The 13,647-nt window shown below is 66.8% G+C and carries 13 protein-coding genes and 1 pseudogene; 9 read left to right on the forward strand and 5 right to left on the reverse strand.

The window, feature by feature from the left end:
- Positions 1-233: 233 nt before the first annotated feature.
- From G3O00_RS32220 to G3O00_RS32255, 8 genes are all read left to right on the forward strand, one after another.
- Positions 234-1,292, forward strand: a complete 1,059-nt coding sequence (locus G3O00_RS32220; protein ID WP_206145405.1) for a porin — start codon at positions 234-236, stop codon at positions 1,290-1,292.
- A 37-nt stretch (positions 1,293-1,329) separates the two neighbouring features.
- Entirely contained in the window at positions 1,330-1,719 is a 390-nt protein-coding gene (locus tag G3O00_RS32225) for a BON domain-containing protein (RefSeq protein ID WP_206145406.1), read from the forward strand.
- 46 nt (positions 1,720-1,765) lie between these two features.
- The gene (locus G3O00_RS32230) at positions 1,766-3,118 is read left to right on the forward strand and encodes a serine hydrolase (protein WP_206145407.1); all 1,353 of its coding nucleotides are present in this window, start codon (positions 1,766-1,768) and stop codon (positions 3,116-3,118) included.
- 423 nt (positions 3,119-3,541) lie between these two features.
- Positions 3,542-4,669, forward strand: a complete 1,128-nt coding sequence (locus G3O00_RS32235; RefSeq protein ID WP_206145414.1) for a porin — start codon at positions 3,542-3,544, stop codon at positions 4,667-4,669.
- 39 nt (positions 4,670-4,708) lie between these two features.
- The gene (locus G3O00_RS32240) at positions 4,709-4,921 is read left to right on the forward strand and encodes a DUF3311 domain-containing protein (protein WP_011356070.1); all 213 of its coding nucleotides are present in this window, start codon (positions 4,709-4,711) and stop codon (positions 4,919-4,921) included.
- Positions 4,918-6,396 (forward strand): sodium:solute symporter, encoded by a 1,479-nt coding sequence (locus G3O00_RS32245; RefSeq protein ID WP_206145408.1) that lies wholly within the window; start codon positions 4,918-4,920, stop codon positions 6,394-6,396. The genes G3O00_RS32240 and G3O00_RS32245 overlap by 4 nt, the downstream gene beginning before the upstream one ends.
- Before the next feature lie 48 nt (positions 6,397-6,444).
- Entirely contained in the window at positions 6,445-7,917 is a 1,473-nt protein-coding gene (locus G3O00_RS32250; RefSeq protein WP_206145409.1) for an amidohydrolase family protein, read from the forward strand.
- A gap of 84 nt (positions 7,918-8,001) precedes the next feature.
- Complete coding sequence (locus tag G3O00_RS32255) at positions 8,002-8,466, forward strand: Ivy family C-type lysozyme inhibitor (RefSeq protein ID WP_206145410.1); 465 nt, start codon at positions 8,002-8,004, stop codon at positions 8,464-8,466.
- Positions 8,467-8,607: 141 nt separating this feature from the next.
- On the opposite strand, the gene G3O00_RS32260 is transcribed toward G3O00_RS32255, so the two are convergent.
- Positions 8,608-9,129 (reverse strand): GNAT family N-acetyltransferase, encoded by a 522-nt coding sequence (locus G3O00_RS32260; protein WP_174934456.1) that lies wholly within the window; start codon positions 9,127-9,129, stop codon positions 8,608-8,610.
- A 203-nt stretch (positions 9,130-9,332) separates the two neighbouring features.
- Here G3O00_RS32260 and G3O00_RS32265 point away from each other — a divergent pair, with 203 nt between their 5' ends.
- Positions 9,333-9,716, forward strand: a complete 384-nt coding sequence (locus tag G3O00_RS32265; RefSeq protein ID WP_011356063.1) for a hypothetical protein — start codon at positions 9,333-9,335, stop codon at positions 9,714-9,716.
- A 54-nt stretch (positions 9,717-9,770) separates the two neighbouring features.
- Here G3O00_RS32265 and G3O00_RS32270 read toward each other — a convergent pair whose 3' ends face one another.
- The 4 genes and pseudogenes from G3O00_RS32270 to G3O00_RS32285 all read right to left on the reverse strand — a co-directional run.
- Positions 9,771-10,259: a RidA family protein gene (locus G3O00_RS32270; protein ID WP_206145411.1), complete on the reverse strand. Its 489-nt coding sequence runs from the start codon at positions 10,257-10,259 to the stop codon at positions 9,771-9,773.
- Between the two features lie 274 nt (positions 10,260-10,533).
- A complete protein-coding gene (locus G3O00_RS32275; RefSeq protein WP_206145412.1) occupies positions 10,534-11,304 on the reverse strand; it encodes an ABC transporter substrate-binding protein in 771 nt (256 codons plus the stop codon).
- 134 nt (positions 11,305-11,438) lie between these two features.
- Positions 11,439-12,668: a cyanate transporter gene (locus G3O00_RS32280; RefSeq protein WP_206145413.1), complete on the reverse strand. Its 1,230-nt coding sequence runs from the start codon at positions 12,666-12,668 to the stop codon at positions 11,439-11,441.
- A 216-nt stretch (positions 12,669-12,884) separates the two neighbouring features.
- A pseudogene (locus G3O00_RS32285) lies at positions 12,885-13,523 on the reverse strand (transcriptional regulator); the annotation flags it as partial.
- Positions 13,524-13,647 lie beyond the last annotated feature (124 nt).

Here is a 13,647-nt window from a genome sequence, read left to right on the forward strand (position 1 = left end):
TGATCGCGTGCGGCGTGCTCGGCGCGTGGTGCCTCGATCCGCAGCGCTCGCTGCGGCGCCTCGCGGGCGATACGGCGCGCACTGCGCCGCCGGTCGGCGCGTGCGGTCGCTAGCGCCTGCTGCGCCGATCGCATCGCATTGCATTCGGCGTGCGGCCCGCCAGCCGGGCCGTGGCGCCTTTCGACGGGAAGCAGTACCACGATACGCCGCGCGACGACGCGGCAGGAGGAGACATGAAGAAGATGATCGCGGCGGCGCTGATCGGCGCGCTGTGGGGGAGCGCGCACGCGCAGTCGAGCGTGACGCTGTTCGGCCGGATCGGCGGCGGCGTCCGGTGGGTCAACGGCCTGCCGGGCGGCAGCCAGGTCGGCTACAACAACAACATCATCGCGGGCAACGAGTTCGGCATTCGCGGCAGGGAGGATCTCGGCGGCGGGCTGAAGGCGCTGTTCGTGCTCGACGGCGCGTTCAGCAGCGGCACCGGTGCGCTCAAAACGTCCGGCACGTTGTTTTCGCAGGCCGCGTATGTCGGCCTGGCCGGCGATTTCGGCCGCCTGACGCTCGGCCGCCAGTTCAACGCCGCGGAGGATCTCGGCATCGCGCTCGATCCGCTCGGCGGGCGCGGGCAATCGCTCGCGGTCGAGCCGGGCGTGCAGTTCGACGGCAACTTCTTCACGCTCGACTCGCGCTTCAACAACACGATCAAGTATCTCGGGCAGGTGGGCGGCCTGCGGTTCGGCGCGAACTATTCGCCCGGCGGCGTCGCGGGCAGCTCGCATGCGGGCACCAGCTATTCGACGGCCGCGATGTACACGTACTCGGACCTGATGGGCGGCGTGTCGTATGCGAAGACCTACAGCCCGGACGGCTCGCAGTCGGCGCAGACGATCCAGGCGGGCGGCACGCTGCAGCTCGGCCGTACGCGCTTCTACCTGAGCTACGCGTCGCTGAACGTGAGCGCGAACAAGGCCGGCGCGCCGTCGCGGCGTGACGATATCCCGTCGTTCGGCGTCGTCGTGCAGCCGCTGCCGTCGGTGCAGTTGAGCGCGGCCGCGTTCTACGACCGCGCGCGCAATCTCGGCAACGTGTCGGGCGCGGACGGTCACAAGCTGACGACCTACGCGATCGCCGAATACTTCCTGTCGAAACGCACGGAGCTGTATGTCGAGGTCGACCGTAACGGGATGACCGGGGCGTACATGCGCGACCCGGCAACGATCGCGGCGCTGAACCTGCGGCGCGGGGCGAGCGCGACGACCGGGGTGTCGATCGGGCTGATGACGCAGTTCTGAGTGCCTTTCAACGATTTTTCAGGAGTGTGATTCGATCATGCGTACTTCATCCCGACTGACTGTGGCGTTGCTGACGGCGGCATGCTGGACCGTCACCGCCCACGCACAACCCGATGCCGCGAGCGCGGCGATCCCGGCATCGGCGGAGGCGGCCGTACAGGCGTCGGCACCGGCGCCGGCCGACCTGTCGCCGGCACAACGCAAGGCGGCCGACCGCAAGCTGAAACGCCGCGTCAGCACGGCGCTCGCGCGCACGAAGAACCTCAACGTCACGCGCATCCTCGTGCGGGTGCGCGACGGCAGCGTGACGCTCAGCGGCTCGGTCACGGATACGAACCAGGTGACGCTCGCGGCGGCGGTTGCGCGGCGCGTCGACGGGGTTGCGTCGGTGTCGAACCTGTTGCGCATCGACGGCCAGCAGCCGTGATGTCCGGACACAAGGTCGTTTTCTTTCCACTACGAGACATGATTCGATGCGAATTCCTCGACACTTTACTGCCGCCCGGCGCATTCGCCGGCGGCTGTCCGACGCCTTCGTTCTGGCCGGCGGGCTCGCGCTCGCCGCGATTGCGCACGCGGTGCCCGCTGCACCCGCTGCAACCGACACCGTCATGCCGGGCATGATGCAAGGCTTCCCGCCGCCGGCCGACCAGGTCGTCAACAAGGCGAACGCATTCACGCCGGCGCGCCTGCGCTGGGCGTTGGGCAATACGCGGCTGCTCGCGCCGACGGCCGGCATTCGGCACGCGACCACGCCGATGCTGTTGCCCGAGCAGCCGGCCTCCGGTCTCGACACGCTGCCCGTGACGATCGGCGGCGAGACGCTGACGCTCGACGCCTACCTGCGCGCAACGCATACGGATGGCTTCATCGTCGTGCAGCGCGGCCGGATCGTCTACGAGCGATACTTCGACGGCTTCCGGCCCGACCAGCCGCACGCATGGGCGTCGATGACGAAATCGGTGACGGGTCTGCTGGCCGCGCAGATGATCGAATCCGGCGTGCTCGACGCGGGCGCGCCGCTTGCGCGCACGGTGCCGGAACTCGCCGACACGCCGTTCGGCGGTGCGACGCTGCAGCAGAACCTGGACATGGAGGTGCCGACCGCGTACGCGCCGGGCATCCCGCCCGATCTCGGCCTGTTCGGCGCGGTCGGGCTGGTGCCCCACCGTGAAGGCGCACCGGCCAGCATCGCCGACTTCCTGCTGACCGTGCAGCGTGTGCCGGACGTGGCGCCCGGCAGCACGTGGTTCTACCAGAACGGTTCGCCGGAAGCCGTTGCGTGGGCGATGCAGCGCGCGACGGGGCAGCCGTGGAGCGCGCTGGTCGAGCGGTGGCTGTGGCGCGATTTCGCGGAAGACGATGCGTACGTCGTCGTCGACCGCAATGCGATGGCGATGGCGAGCGGCGGGCTGTACACGACGCTGCGCGATGCCGCGCGCTTCGCCGAGCGCGTGCGCACGGGGCTCGGCGGGGCACGCGGCGCGCTGCCCGCCGCGACGATTCGTGCGGCGCTGCAGCCCGCGCACAATGCGGCGCTGTTCGCGAAGGGCAACGTGATTGCGGGCAAGGACGGCTATGCGTATCGCGACTACTGGTACCAGGTGAACGACGGCGACGGCTCGTTCGCGGCGGCGGGGCGGTTCGGCCAGTCGATCCTCGTCGATCCGAAGCATGCGCTGACGATCGTCAAGTTCTCGTCGTCGCCGGACTTCGCGCCGCGCGCGCTCGATGCGCACGGTGAATCGACACGGCCGCGCGCGGCGCTCGAACGCGGCGATGCGTTGAGCGCGGTGGCGCGCGCGGTCGACGACCGGCTGCGGTAGCACGTCGCGACAGCGATGTGCCCGGCGAGAGGGGCGGCGTTGCGTCGCCGCTCCTCGATCGTGTCGGCGATCGGGCCGAAGTCGCACTGCGATAGCGCATCGCACGGGCTATCCGGGAAAACCGCATGGGCGCATCGCGCGTCGCCGTTTCGTCAGCTTGCTTACGCGAGCCATTCACGTCTGAGCAAAGCGCGCCGCGTCCAGCGGACCTGCGCGCTTTCGTTTCTCTTGCAGGGGCGCATCGTCCCCGTTCATCTCCCCGCCATTCGATTTCCAACTGCCGCCCAGTTGAACATTTCATTTCTTGATGTGATTGCGGCTGGATACCATCCAGCGACTGTCTATACAACCTGATCGGGCGTATGGGCAGGATCAAAAAAACACAACACATCGATGAACAGGTTTGGAGAGGAGAAGACGGCGATGGTGCGAATGAAGGGTGGGAAGGCGGGCGCCGCAGGCGTGGGCGTAGCCGTTGCAATGCTGTTTGCGGGCGCCGCGCACGCGCAGTCGACGGTGACGCTGTACGGGATCGTCGACGCGGGCGTGACCTACACGAACAACGCGAAGGGCCATGCATTGTGGCAATTCACGGGCGGCAACGAATCGGGCCCGCGCTGGGGCTTGATCGGCACCGAGGATCTCGGCGGTGGCCTGAAGGCGAACTTCCGCCTCGAGAACGGCTTCAACGTCGCGAACGGCGCGCTCGGGCAGGGCGGCCGGATGTTCGGGCGTTCGGCGTGGGTCGGCCTGAGCGGCGCGAACTGGGGCGCGGTGACGCTCGGCCGCCAGTACAACTCGACGCAGGACATCCTCGGCTCGCTGCAGATGAGCAGCTTCCTCGCGCAGTACTCGACGCACCCGTTCGACAACGACGACATCAACAACACGTTCCGCACCAACAACGCGGTGAAGTACGTGTCGCCGACGATCGCGGGCCTGCAGGCGAACCTCGTGTACGGCTTCTCGAACTCGACCGGCTTCGCGAACGACAACAGCTGGAGCGCGGGCGTCACGTACGTGAACGGGCCGCTCAACGCGGGCGCCGCATATGCGCGCGTGAACCAGCCGGCGGTCAGCACGAGCGGCGCCGTTGCTTCGGATAACTACTATCCGGCGTCGGAATCGGTGTTCGGTGCGAGCCTCGGCAACGCGATCCGCCAGCAGATCTGGGGCGCGGGCGGCAGCTACGCGATCGGGCCGGCAACACTCGGCCTGTTGTACACGGGCTCGAACTTCGGGCAGGCGACGGGCGGCGCGCTGCGCTTCAACAACTACGAGGGCAGCCTGCGCTACATGATCACGCCGGCGCTGATGGCGGCGGCCGGCTACACCTATACGCAGGTCGCGCGCGCCAGCGACAGCGGCCACTACCACCAGGTATCGGCCGGCGTGCAGTACCTGCTGTCCAAGCGCACCGACGTGTACGTGAACGGCTTCTACCAGAAGGCGTCATCGGGTGTCGGGCAGGCGTGGATCGACGGCACGGACAGCGCGTCGTCGACGACGTCGCAGGTGGCGGTGGTGGTCGGCATCCGCCAGAAGTTCTGATGTTCTGACGCACACACGCGTCTTCCGGAGGAGGCACTCATGAAACTCAAACTGTTGCTGGCGGCGTTGCCGTTCGTCGGGATGTATGCGGGCGGCTCGCTCGCCGAGGTGCGGCCGCTGCTGTTCGGGCTGCCGTTCCTGCTCGTCTGGAACCTGGTCTGGATGGCGGCCACCGCCGCGATTCTCGCGATCCTGTTCCATCTCGACGAGCGCGACGCGGCCCGCGCCGGCCGCCCGGGAGACGCGCGATGAACGCTTCGATCATCATCATCGCGGCGTTCGCCGTGTTCGCGCTCGCCATCGGCGTGATGGCGCGCCGCGGCCGCAAGCTCACGCTCGAGCAGTGGGCGGTCGGCGGGCGCGGCTTCGGCTCGCTGCTGACGTTCCTGCTGATGGCCGGCGAAGCGTTCTCGACGTTCTCGTTCCTCGGCGCGAGCGGCTGGACCTACAGCAAGGGCGTGCCCGCGTTCTACATCCTGTCGTACGGCTGCCTCGCGTTCGTGATCGGCTACTGGATGCTGCCGGCGATCTGGCGTTACGCGAAGGAGCGCGGGCTCGTGTCGTTCGCCGACTACTTCGCGGCGAAGTACGACAGCCGCGCGATCGGCGTGCTGGTGTCGGTCGTCGCGGTGTTCGCGATGGTGTCGCTGCTGATGATCCAGTTGCGCGGGCTCGGCGTGATCGTGTCGGAGATGTCGTACGGGCTGATTCCGCAGGCGGCCGCGATCTGGATCGCCGCGACGCTGATGGCCGTGTACATGGTCGTATCGGGCATCCACGGCTCGGCGAGCATCGCGATCTTCAAGGACGTGCTGATCCTCGCGATCGCGATCTTTCTCGGCCTGTATCTGCCGATGCACTACTACGGCGGCCTCGGCGAGATGTTCGCGAAGATCGACGCCGCGCATCCCGAACTGCTGCGGATGCCCGAGCATGGTTTCAACCTGAGCTGGTACAACTCGACGATCCTGCTCACGTCGCTCGGCTACTACCTGTATCCGCACGGCTTTACCGCGATCTACGTCGCGAAGGACGAGCGCGCGTTGCGCCGTAACGTGATCCTGATGCCGCTGTACCAGGTGCTGATCGCGTTCCTGTTCCTCGTCGGCTTCGCGGCCGTGATGACCGTGCACGGGCTCGAAGGCGCGCAGACCGATCTCGCGCTGCTGCGGCTCGTGAAGCAGACCTTCCCCGCATGGTTCGTCGGCATTGTCGGCGGCACGGGCCTGTTGACCGCGCTGGTGCCGGGCTCGCTGATCATGCTGAACGCATCGACGACGATCGCGCGCAATATCTACCGCGAAGGCTTCGCGCCGAACGCGACCGACCGCGAGGTGACGCGCGTCGCGCGGATCGCGCTGCCGATCTTCACGCTGGTGGTCGTCTACTTCGTGCTGCGCGGCGGTGCGACGTTCGTCACGCTCGCGATCTTCTCGTCGAGCCTGCTCACTCAGCTCGTGCCGATGCTCGCATCGAGTTTCCTGAAGCGGCCGTTCGGCACGCGTGAAGGCGCGTTCGCAGGCATCGTCGCCGGCGCGATCGTGATCGCGATGACGAACTACTATGGCGTGACGCTCGCGTCGCTGTTCCCGGGTGCGTCGAATACGGTGACGTCGATCAACCCCGGGCTCGTCGCGCTCGCGGTGAATGCGGTGGTGTTCATCGTGATCAGCGCGGTGCAGCGCAAGCTGAAGGCGCGGATCGCGGCGCCGGTCGGTTCGGCGTGACGGCTGGACGGCAACGAAATCAATCGAACGACAACAGGACACAGTGCGATGACTACCGAGGACAAGCGAGCGGACAACCGCGAAGCGATCGACACATTGATCGCGAACGGCTGCGTGATCACGATGGACCCGCAGCGGCGCGTGATCGAGCACGGCGCGGTTGCCGTGAAGGGCGATCGTATCGTCGCCGTGGGCAGCACCGATGAATTGCAGGCGCGCTACCGCGCCGCGCGCACGATCGACGCGCGCCGCAAGGCCGTGCTGCCGGGCCTGATCGATGCGCATGCGCATGCCGGCCACGCGATGCTGCGCACGATCGGCGGCGCGGACGGCGACGCATGGTCGGCCGCAGCCGAGACGATCTACACGCGTGCGTCCGACGAGGCGTTCTGGGAGGCCGAGTCGCACCTTGCCGCGCTCGAACGGCTGAAGGCCGGCGTGACGACGGGCGTGTCGCTGCTCGGCGGCGGCAACTCGATCATGCGCGTCGACGATCCGGTCTATGCACGGCGCCATTGCGATGCGGTCGTACGCACCGGTACGCGCTCGATCGTCGCGGTCGGCCCGTCGCGTCCGCCCGCGCCGCGTGCCTACACGCGCCACACGCCGGACGGCAGCGATACGCGCGACATCGATTTCGACACGATGTATGAAGTGTGCGAGCGCATCATCGACGAATGCCACGGCGATGCCGACGGCCGGATCCGCATCGCGCTCACGCTGCCCGTGTACGGGCCCGAGCACGATCCCGAACTCGCACAGTACGAGCACGAATTCCGCGACCAGGCCGCACGCTACGGCGCGCTGGCGCGCGGGCGCGGGCTGACGTTCACGCAGGACGGCCACCGCGCGGGCACGCTCGCGTTCGCGCATCGCGAGCTCGGCTTGCTCGGCCCGACGTCGTTCATGTCGCACAGCATCGACCTGACCGACGACGACATCGCAGCGTGCGTCGAAACCGGCACTGCGATCGTCCACAACCCGAGCGCGATCATGTCGATCATCGGGCGCTGCCCGGTGCCCGAACTGATCGATGCGGGCGTGACGGTGGCGATCGCATCGGACGGCGCGGCGCCCGATCGCGGCTACGACATGTTCCGCCACATGTGGCAGTGCATGCACTACCACCGCCGTCATTTCCGCGACCCGGACGTGCTGCCGCACGGCAAGGTGCTGGAGATGGTGACGATCGACGCGGCGAAGGCGCTGTCGATCGATCACGAGGTCGGTTCGCTGGAAGCCGGCAAGCTCGCCGACATCGTCCTCGTCGACCTGTTCCGGCCGCACATGATGCCGATGAACATGCCGGTGTATCGGGTGACGTGCTTCGCGAACGCGGCCGATGTGTGCATGACGATGGTCGGCGGAAGGGTGCTGATGGAGGATCGGCGCGTGTTGTCGGTCGATGAAGGCGCGGTGCTCGAACGGGTGAACGAAGTCGCGGAACTCACGATCGAGCGCAGCGGGTTACGTCATTTGCTCGACGAACCGAAGACATTGTGGAGACGGAGTCACTATTGACTGACAAAAATTGACACGACGGGACGAACTCTTGTCGGTTTGGTGGCGACTAAGGAATCGTCACATTGATAGGAGTAGGTATAAATGAACGTCAGGATTCCTCTCGCCGCCGCTGCACTGATCCTCGCGCAGGCCGCGTGGGCCGCGGGCCCCGCGCCGACGAAAACATGGACGATGAGCGCCATCCCCGGCGATCGCGCGGCGAGCGACGCGTTCGCTGCGATGAAGAAAGGTCGCACGGTGCCGGCATGGGTGACGAACGGAACCGAATCTCCGGGAACCACGGTCGTGTTCGGCGGGCACGACGTCTACGTGATGACGGCCTGCAAGCCGCACAACTGCGGTTCGGAGCGCATCGCGGTGCTGTACGACCCGCAGAAGAAGGTGATGTACGGTGTGCTGTCCGTCGCGGGTCCGAAGGAAGGCACCGAGAAGCTGACCTGGCTCAATATCGGCGGCGGTAGCGAATCGATCGACGGACGGACGATTCTGTATGCGGCACTGACGGGCAGCCTCGAGAACCACCCGGACGCGTTCAATTACAAGTGACGCCGGCCGATTGACGGCCGGTCGTGCATCAATCGCGGTCGCTGCCCGACCGGGCCGGCCGACGTGAAGCAGGGGCGTCGCGCGATCGTGCGCGGCGCCCCTTTTTGCTGGCGCGGCTCGGTCGGCATGCAACTGCGAAGGTCAGCGACGGTAGATGAACTCCAGGTCGGTCGCTTCACCGACCTTGAAATCGTACGTACCGACCCGCTTGAAACCGGCTTTCTCGTAGAAGGCGATGGCCTTTGCGTTGCCGGACCACACGCCAAGCCACACCGGGCCGGGGCGCTCCGTGGCCAGATAGTCCAGTGCGGAATCGAACAACGCACGCCCGGCGCCGGTCCCTTGCGTCCCGCGCCGAAGGTAGATCTGATGGATCTCCCCGGAACCGTCGGCAACGTCCGGGTGCGGGAGCTTGCACGGCCCCGCTTGTGCATACCCCACCAGCTGGCCGTCGTCGCTTTCGGCGACCCACGTGCGGCACTGGGGATCGTTGAGCTGGCCCGTGACCGCTTCTACCGAGTAGGTCTTGGTCTCGTACGCAGCCAGATCATGCGGCGGGTAGTCGATATTGAATCCGTCATGCAGAAAGGTTTCGCGAAACGTGTCGCGCTTCAATTCGGCAAGCGGGATGGCATCGGACGGCGTAGCAACGCGGATCAACATGGAGGATGGCTGGGTTCGTGGGTCGGGCAGACAGTTTATCCCGGCTGACGGGAGGCTTGCGAGCGCCGGGACGACCTGCGTGCGAGCCGTGCCAGGGGCGTGTGTGCCCGAATCTGATCGACCGCAAGGCAATCGTGCCGATGCCGGTGGTTGACCGCCGACGGACATGCTAGGATTTCCGACAAACAACTTCGGAGACTGCCATGCCGTTCATCTGCGAAAACGTTGCATGCCGCGCCGTGCTGGCTCGCGGGCAGGTCAGACCCCATCAAGAGGACTCAGGGTGGTGCTTCTATTGCCCGGACTGCAAAACGAGGAATGAGTTGATGTATGTCGACGTGGCCGGTGGCGCCGTCGAACTGGTTCAGCCGGAGCGAGCCAGTCCTCCGCACAAGGTGGTTGCAACGGCCCGGCCGTTGCAGGATGGCAAATACGCCGCGCAGTTGAGCGTTCAGCGGGCGCTCGCCGTGAGGGGAACGTATGCGGCCGAAGAACACTGGGATGAGCTCGGTGTGTTCGGCGACGCGCAAGAGGCCGTCGCGCATGCGAATTCTTTCGCAACGGACCTGTTGCAGCGAGCGGCATAATCGCGCCATTCGATGCCCACGAGCCGTGTCTGTCGCGATCGATCGCGACATGCGTCACGGCTTGTCCAATACGGCAATACAGTCGATTTCGACGAGAAAGTCGGGATTCGGCAGTGACGCCACGATCGCGGTGCTTCGGGCCGGGAATTTCCCGGCCTGGAAGTATCCCGCGTAAATGCGGTTCATCTCCTTGAAGTCCTCCCGCCGCACCAGCATCACATCCACCTTCACCACGCGGTCCCATCCCGTGCCGGCGGCCTTGAGGATGCCCGTGACGTTCTCCATCGCCTGAGTCATCTGCCTGGTGAAATCGCCGACGGCGAGCTTGCCGTTCCGGTCATAAGCGGGAATCCCCGAAACGAACAGAAGGTTGCCGGCTTTGACGGCCGGAGCGAGCGGCACGGGGATCACGTACTGATCGGCGGCCTGAACGTATTCGAGCGGTGTTCGTGAGGACGCGGCTTGCTGACCCATGGGTGTCGTGCAGCCGCATAGAAGGAGGCCGGATCCGATGAATCCGGCAACAAGGTAGCGCGTTCGCATCGTGTTTTCTCCCGGGATCGGTCCTGTGCGCGATCCGGCAGTGAGCGCCCGGCGAGACAGCGGATCGTGACCTCTTCAAAACAGTTTAGGAAATCGAAGAGCGGATGGTTGGACTTCCCGCGCGGGAGGGCATCGTATCGAGCGAAGTGGATTGGCAGCGCTCCGTTTGTCCTACGAAAAACCGGCTGACGATCGGCCTCGCAGGTCGCGACAGTGAAGAAGAGGCGTCGCGCATTCATGCGTGACGCCTCTTCGCGTTGTCCGTTCCCGCCCGTCAGTTATAGATATCGAACGAGAAATACTTCTTCGAGATCCGCTGGTAAGTCCCGTCCTGGATCAGGCTCGCCAGCGCCTGGTTGATCTGCGTGCGCAGCGCGTCGTCATCCTTGCGCACGCCGATCGCCGAACCCACGCCGAGCGTCTTCGGGTCATGCAGCGGCGGCCCCGCGAATTCGAAGTTCGCCCCCTTCGCGGTTTTCAGGAAACCGAGGTCGGCCTGCACCGACGATTGCAGCGACGAATCTAGCCGCCCCGACAGCAGGTCCTGGTAGACGAGATCCTGTGTCTGGTACGTGCGGACGATCACGCCTTTCGGCTCCCAGTACGTGCGCGCATACGTCTCCTGCGTCGAACCCTGTTCGACACCGACGCTCTTGCCCTGCAGCGATTCGGGCGTCGGCTGCAGGTTCGAGCCGCGCCGTGCGACGAGCCGGGGCGGCACGTTGTTGATCTTGTCGGTGAATGCGATCTGCGCGAGGCGCTTCTCGGTCACGCTCATCGACGACAGCACGCCGTCGAACTTGCGTGCCTTCAGCGCCGGGATCATCCCGTCGAACGCGTTCTCGACCCACACGCAACGCACCTTCATTCGTTCGCAGATCGCATTGCCGAGATCGATGTCGAAGCCGACGAGCTTGCCGTCGGGCGCGAGCGATTCGAACGGTGCATAGCTGGGGTCGACGCCGAGGCGCAGGACCGCCGGGTCTTTCGCGGCGGCGGCGCCGGCCGTCAGCGCGAGCGCAACGGCCAGGACGAGCTTTTTCATGTCTGTCTCCAATACCGATTGATGTAGTTTGTTTTGAAGCGAACCAGCGGCCGATGGGCGTGACTGCCCGCGCCCGGCCATGCGCGGGCGGCTGGACGAGTGCCGAAGGCGCTCGCCCGGATTCGAAGGGAAAGTTATCGAGCGGCGCTGGCGATGCGCGCCATGCTGTGCCGGTAGCCGGCGGGCGAGAACGCGGCATTCAGCGCGGCCATCGCGGCGATCACGCCGAGATGCATCCACCACGCGACTGCGAAGCCGCCGCCCGCGTCGCGCAGCCAGCCGATCAGCCATGGGCTCGCCGCGACCGTCAGGAAGCCGATGCCCTGCACGAACGCGGCGAGCGCGCCTGCAAGCCGTGCATCGGGCAGGTGGTCGAGCGTGACGATCAGGCTCATCGAGAAGAAGCCGCCGAGACCGAGGCCGACGCTCGCGACCCAGAACCACGGTGCGACCGCGGGCAGCGTCGCGAACCCGATGAAGCCGGCCGCCTGCAGCGCGAGCGTGAGCCACAGCACGGCGCGGCGGTCGGGCGAACGTTTTGCAAGCATCGGCATCGCGAGTGCGCCAGCCGCCTGGAACAGCGCCATCCACGCGAGCAGGTTGCCGCTCGCTTGCGGACTCATGCCGATGCTGCGGTAGAACGCGGGCAGCCATGCGACGAGGCTGGCGTAGCCGCTGTTGCTGAGCCCGAAGAACAGCGCAAGCTGCCACGCGCGTGGAATGCGGGCGAACGCGGTGATCGGGGCCGATACGGCCGTCGCGTGCACGGCGTCGCGCGGCGCCTTCGCACGCCACAGCGCGAGTGTGACGAGCGCGGGCACGGCCCACACTGAGAGCGAGAGATGCCAGCCGCCATGCGCGGCGAGCCACGGGCTCGCGACCGCGCCGAAGGCGCCGCCGCCGACCAGCGCGGCCGAGTAGAGGCCCATCGCGAGCGGCAGCCGGTCGACGAACCAGCGTTTCGCGAGGCCGGGCACGAGCGCCTGGATCACGGCGACGCCGGCGCCCGCGACGATCGCGGTCGCGATCAGGCCCGCGCTGCCGCCGGTCCACAGGCGAGCCGTGCAGCCTGCCGCGATCAGTGCCAGCGCGACCGTCAGCGCGCGCTGTTCGCCGAAGCGTCGCGCGAGCCCGACTCCGACTCCGGCCACGACCCCCATCAGCACGAACGGCAGCGTGGTCAGCAGCGCGGCCGCACGAAAGCCGAGGCCCGTGTCGGCGCGCACGACGTCGAGCACGGGGCCGAATGCGGTCAGGAACGGTCGCAGGTTGAGGCCGGCCAGCACCAGCAGCGCGAGCGCGCCATAGGACACGGAAACCGCATGCGGGCGGTGGACGGCTTGCGCGGTGCCGGGGTCGGACATCGGGATGCTCCAGGGAGGGGGCCGGGGGCCCTGTGATGCGATGCCGAAAGGGTAAGCGCGCGCTACGCCAGGTGAAAATTAAATATTCGACTGGGAATCAGTGCGGAATGCGATGGGTTTGCCCGGAGCGATGGGGCCGGATGGGCGCGGCTGGCGAAGGCGGGCGATACGGTGCGACGGCGCTTTTGTCTGATGAGTCAGGCTGGACGCGCGCCGTCATGCGACGGGCATCTGCTCGGCCAGCGCTTGCTTTCGCGTGGCCACCAGCGTCCGGACAAGCGCGCGATCGGCAGCCGTTTCCGGCGTAAAGATCACGAGCGTCTGGTCGGGCCGGCCGCTCACCGCGAACGCCGAGTATTCGAGCGCGATTCGCCCGACGGCAGGATGGTGGAGCTCCTTGGTCCCTTCCTCGTGCGAGCGGATATCGTGGTCGCGCCACAGCGCGTCGAACTCGGCGCTCGTCGCGCGCATCTCGTCGACGAACGCCTGCACGGCCTGTGTCGCGCCGCCGCGCGCGACGTCGGCGCGAAACGCGCCCACTGCGAACCGCGCGACGCGCTCCCAGTTCGCCTGCACGCCGCGCACGTGCGGATCGACGAAGATGAGCCGCAGGATGTTGCGCCGTTCCGGCGACAGCGTCGTGTAGTCGGTCAGCGTCGCGGCCGCCGCATCGTTCCACGCGACGACGTCCCACGTCGCCGAGCGCACGATCGCGGGGCTCGCGTCGAGCGAATCGAGCACGTGCTGCACGCGCGGCGACACATGGTCGGCAGCGTGATAGCGCACTTCCGGCAGGTGGCCGACGCCGATCAGGAACAGGTGCTCGCGCTCGGCGTCGTTCAGCAGCAGCGCGCGGCCGAAGCCGGTAAATGTCAGCCGAGCAATTGATTCACGACGCGGTGTAACGAATCACGCCGTGCACGCGCGCTGGTTTCCCGTGCGAGATTCATGCACACTCGGCGTCATTGCGCACCACGCG

Origin of the sequence: Burkholderia sp. Ac-20384 (assembly GCF_017104605.1) — a bacterium.
Lineage (GTDB): Bacteria > Pseudomonadota > Gammaproteobacteria > Burkholderiales > Burkholderiaceae > Burkholderia > Burkholderia lata.